Genomic DNA, 4,672 nt, shown 5'->3' on the forward strand with positions numbered 1-4,672 from the left:
AGCTTCTCTAAGCTATATCCTTGTTTTCTAAGTTCATAGATTTGAACTTTATCATCATAAGTTAATTTCATAATAAAAATACCCCAAAAGTTAGATTTTTATGTCTAACTTTTGGGGTGCAGTTCAATCTCTATTAGGTTTTTTTTATGTTCAGTTGTTGTGCTTAATGCAAGGTGCTTTCTCTTAAAGTCAGCTTGGTTCCCAGCATAGTGAGGCTTGGAATTTTGCGTCCGTGGAGCACTTCTCTATTAAGGATATCCATGCCTGTGCGTCCCATTTCCTCTGTATAAACAGTGATACTTGAAAGGGGTGGGAAAACTTGTTTGGTCAAGCTAGTGTCATTAAAGGAAATTAAACTCACTCGCTCTGGCAGGTGGATACTAGCTTCTTGGAGTGCCCGAAGGGCACCGATTGCCAGACTATCACTTGCAGCAAAAAAGGCAGATGGAAGTTGTTTCCCCAAGCTTTGAATTGCATGTTTCATTAAGTCGTAGCCAGATTGGGCAGTAAACTCTCCTTGGAAAATGAATTTCTCGTTATAAATTCCTTTTTCTTGTGTATAGGATTTAAAGTAATCTAAGCGTTTATCTGAGATAACTTCTTCATGGTCAGTAGTAGTTTCAAGACCGGATAGGATACCAACCTTTTTAAGCCCATGATCTGTAAAGTAATCAACCACCTGTCTAACCGCATTATAGAAATCCGTAATGACACAGGTATGACCAAGGGCAATCGTATCACTGTCAAGGAAAACTAGAGGCTTTTGATATTCCTCGAATGAAGCAATCTGTGCACGACTAAATTTACCAATACAGAGGATACCAATCACTTCCTCGCTAAGCGTGAAAGGTTGGTCGTTAAAATAGCGCAAAATGTCATAGTCTAACTCTTGAGCTCTTTTTTCAATTCCGAGACGGATCTGGTAGTAGTAGAGATCCTCTAATTCACCTTGTTCGCTCACCCACTGGATGATAGCAATTTTTTGTTTGAGTTTATGACTTTCGCCTGTTTTGAGATGTTTTGTATATCCTAGTTCTTCTGCGACGGTTAAGATACGATGTCGAGTTTCTTCTGTAACAGATAGGCTCTGATCGCGATTGAGAACGCGGGATACAGTTGCGATCGAGACAGAGGCTAGCTGAGCGATATCTTTGAGTGTAGCCATAATTCCCCTCCTTTTTAGGTTATTATAGCATATTTTTGTTGCTTTTTACCTATAGTTTAGTAAAATATAGGTAAAAATGTTGACCAAAGCAAAACCCTTGGGTACAATAGAAGAAAACGATTACAGGTTAAGTTTTTTTACCTAACAATTGTCAAAGGAGAATTCATATGACACAACATCTTACTGCTGATGCACTTCGCAAGGACTTTCTTGCTGTTTTTGGTCAAGAAGCAGATCAAACCTTCTTTTCACCAGGCCGTATCAACTTGATTGGGGAACATACTGACTATAATGGTGGCCATGTTTTCCCAGCTGCTATTTCACTAGGAACTTATGGAGCAGCACGCAAGCGTGATGACCAAGTGTTGCGTTTCTACTCCGCAAACTTTGAGGACAAAGGCATTATCGAAGTTCCTCTGGCTGACCTTAAGTTTGAGAAAGAGCACAACTGGACCAACTATCCAAAAGGTGTCCTTCATTTCTTGCAAGAAGCTGGACATGTGATTGATAAAGGTTTTGATTTCTATGTATTTGGAAATATCCCAAATGGTGCAGGTTTGTCCTCTTCAGCTTCATTGGAGCTATTGACAGGTGTCGTGGCAGAATACCTCTTTGACCTAAAATTGGATCGTCTAGATTTAGTAAAAATCGGGAAATTGACAGAGAATAATTTTATCGGTGTTAACTCTGGTATCATGGACCAATTTGCTATCGGTATGGGGGCAGATCAACGTGCCATTTATCTGGATACAAATAGTTTAGAATATGACTTGGTTCCCCTTGATTTGAAGGACAATGTTGTTGTGATCATGAATACCAACAAACGCCGTGAACTAGCAGATTCTAAGTACAATGAACGTCGTGCTGAATGTGAAAAAGCAGTAGAAGAACTCCAAGTGGCCTTAAATATTCAAACCTTAGGTGAATTGGATGAGTGGGCTTTTGATGAATACAGTTACCTCATCAAAGATGAAAATCGTTTGAAACGTGCTCGTCACGCCGTTCTTGAAAACCAACGTACACTTAAAGCACAAGCGGCTCTTCAAGCAGGAGATTTGGACAAGTTTGGTCGTTTGATGAATGCATCTCATGTGTCTCTTGAACATGACTATGAAGTAACTGGCTTGGAATTGGATACCCTGGTTCATACAGCTTGGGCTCAAGAAGGTGTTCTTGGTGCTCGTATGACAGGAGCAGGTTTTGGTGGTTGCGCCATTGCCTTGGTTCAAAAAGATACGGTTGAGAACTTTAAAGAAGCTGTTGGCAAACACTATGAAGAAATCGTTGGCTATGCACCAAGCTTCTATATCGCTGAAGTTGCAGGTGGTACTCGCGTTCTTGATTAGTCAAAAGGAGGTTTTCTAGTGACCTTAGTAGAAACATTTGTTACCAAAGTCATTGCAGAAAGTACCTTTGAAGAGTTGGACCGGATTTATCTGACTAATCGTGTCTTGGCTTTGGTTGGTGAAGGAATTTTTGACGTTGAGACTGATCAGGACAACTTGATTGATCTCAAAGACCATCTTGTCGAGGAAGCTGTTCGCTTGGAAACGATTGAAGATAGTCAGGCTGAGCGTGAGATTCTCGGTGCTGACCTCATGGACTTGGTAACGCCTTGTCCAAGTCAGGTTAATCGTGATTTTTGGGATACCTATGCCCAGTTACCAGAGCAGGCAATTGCAGATTTCTACCAACTCAGTCAGAAGAATGACTACATCAAACTGAAGGCTATCGCAAAGAATATTGCTTATCGTGTACCATCTGACTACGGTGAACTGGAGATTACCATCAATCTCTCGAAGCCTGAAAAGGATCCAAAAGAGATTGCGGCAGCTAAGTTGGTCAAGTCGAGTAACTATCCTCAATGTCAGCTCTGTATGGAAAATGAAGGCTACCATGGTCGTGTCAATCATCCAGCTAGAAGCAACCATCGTATTATACGTTTTGATATTTCTGGTCAGGAGTGGGGCTTCCAGTATTCGCCTTACGCTTACTTTAATGAGCACTGTATTTTCCTAGATAGCAAGCATCGTCCTATGGCCATTAGTCGCCAAAGTTTTGAACGTTTGTTAGCGATTGTGGAGCAGTTTCCAGGCTACTTTGCTGGTTCAAATGCTGATTTGCCAATCGTGGGTGGCTCCATCCTTACCCATGATCATTATCAAGGTGGTCGTCATGTATTCCCGATGGAAGTGGCTCCTTTACAGAAAAGCTTTACCTTTGAAGGTTTTGAATCTGTCAAAGCAGGGATTGTTCAGTGGCCTATGTCCGTCATTCGACTAACTTCAGATTCAAAAGAGGATTTGACAGAACTAGCGGATAAAATCTTACTGGCTTGGCGTCAATACTCAGATCCAAGTGTACAGGTCTTGGCAGAAAGTAATGGAACACCGCATCACACTATCACACCGATTGCGCGTAAAAGAGATGGGCAGTTTGAGTTGGATTTGGTTTTGCGGGACAATCAAACATCTCCAGAGCATCCAGATGGTATCTATCATCCCCACAAGGATGTCCAACATATCAAGAAGGAAAATATCGGCTTGATTGAGGTTATGGGCTTGGCCATCTTGCCACCACGCTTGAAGGAAGAAGTGGAGCAGGTAGCAGCTTACCTAGTCGGAGATAATGTTCCAGTTGCAGATTATCACCAAGAATGGGCAGATGAGTTGAAGGAAAGTCATCCTGGATTGACTGATAAAGACCAAGCTCTTGAAATCGTCCAAGAATCTGTGGGTAAAATCTTCGCTCGGGTGTTGGAAGATGCAGGTGTTTACAAGCAAACAGAAGAAGGACAAGTAGCCTTTATGCGCTTTGTGGAGCAGGTTGAGATTTTACCTGAATAAGTGCTTCTCTCTTGCACAGAGTCATGAAAAGTAGTATCATAGTGTCGTTTGAAATATCAGGAGGAAAGTATGAAAGATTTTCACTTTGACGCTATATCTGCCTTTGAAAACTACGAAATTGAAAAAATGAGAGACGGTCACGTTGCAGTAACGACAAAAGTAGTGGACTCCTCACTCAACTACTATGGGAATGCCCATGGAGGTTATCTATTTACCCTTTGTGATCAAATCAGTGGTCTTGTGGTGATTTCGCTAGGATTAGACGGGGTGACACTCCAGTCTTCTATCAACTATCTGAAAGCTGGAAATCTAGGGGACGTTCTCACTATCAAAGGAGAATGTGTCCATCACGGACGCACCACTTGTGTCGTCGATGTTGATATCACCAACCAAGATGGCCGAAATGTCTGCAAGGCAACCTTCACCATGTTTGTTACAGGACAGCGGTCAGAAGATAGACAGGTGAGGATTTAGGAAATAAGAAAAAGAGGCTCAAGCCTCTTTTCAGATTGAAGACAAAGTCCTTGGAAGTCCAGTTTCTAAGGGCTTTTCTTTGTGTAAAGTCGTATAATAGAGGTAAGAAGAGTTGTGAGGTGTTCCCTATGTTTCACAAAGAAAAACCTGATTATAATCGTAAGCAATATGGTTTCTATACAATAGA

Annotated in this window: 4 protein-coding genes and 1 pseudogene; 3 read left to right on the forward strand and 2 right to left on the reverse strand. The window is 41.6% G+C overall.

The window, feature by feature from the left end; genetic code table 11:
* A pseudogene (locus QM867_RS10545) lies at window positions 1-71 on the reverse strand (transposase); the annotation flags it as partial.
* Window positions 72-163: 92 nt separating this feature from the next.
* Window positions 164-1,165, reverse strand: a complete 1,002-nt coding sequence (locus tag QM867_RS10550; protein WP_315639817.1) for a LacI family DNA-binding transcriptional regulator — start codon at window positions 1,163-1,165, stop codon at window positions 164-166.
* Between the two features lie 167 nt (window positions 1,166-1,332).
* Between QM867_RS10550 and QM867_RS10555 the strand changes: the two genes are divergently transcribed.
* The 3 genes from QM867_RS10555 (at window position 1,333) to QM867_RS10565 (ending at window position 4,485) form a co-directional block, all read left to right on the forward strand.
* Entirely contained in the window at window positions 1,333-2,511 is a 1,179-nt protein-coding gene (locus QM867_RS10555; RefSeq protein ID WP_414315739.1) for a galactokinase, read from the forward strand.
* 18 nt (window positions 2,512-2,529) lie between these two features.
* Entirely contained in the window at window positions 2,530-4,011 is a 1,482-nt protein-coding gene (locus QM867_RS10560; protein WP_414315740.1) for a UDP-glucose--hexose-1-phosphate uridylyltransferase, read from the forward strand.
* 69 nt (window positions 4,012-4,080) lie between these two features.
* Window positions 4,081-4,485, forward strand: a complete 405-nt coding sequence (locus QM867_RS10565; protein WP_414315741.1) for a PaaI family thioesterase — start codon at window positions 4,081-4,083, stop codon at window positions 4,483-4,485.
* Window positions 4,486-4,672 lie beyond the last annotated feature (187 nt).

It is taken from the genome of Streptococcus infantis, assembly GCF_047463635.1.
In the GTDB taxonomy this organism is placed as follows: domain Bacteria; phylum Bacillota; class Bacilli; order Lactobacillales; family Streptococcaceae; genus Streptococcus; species Streptococcus infantis_W.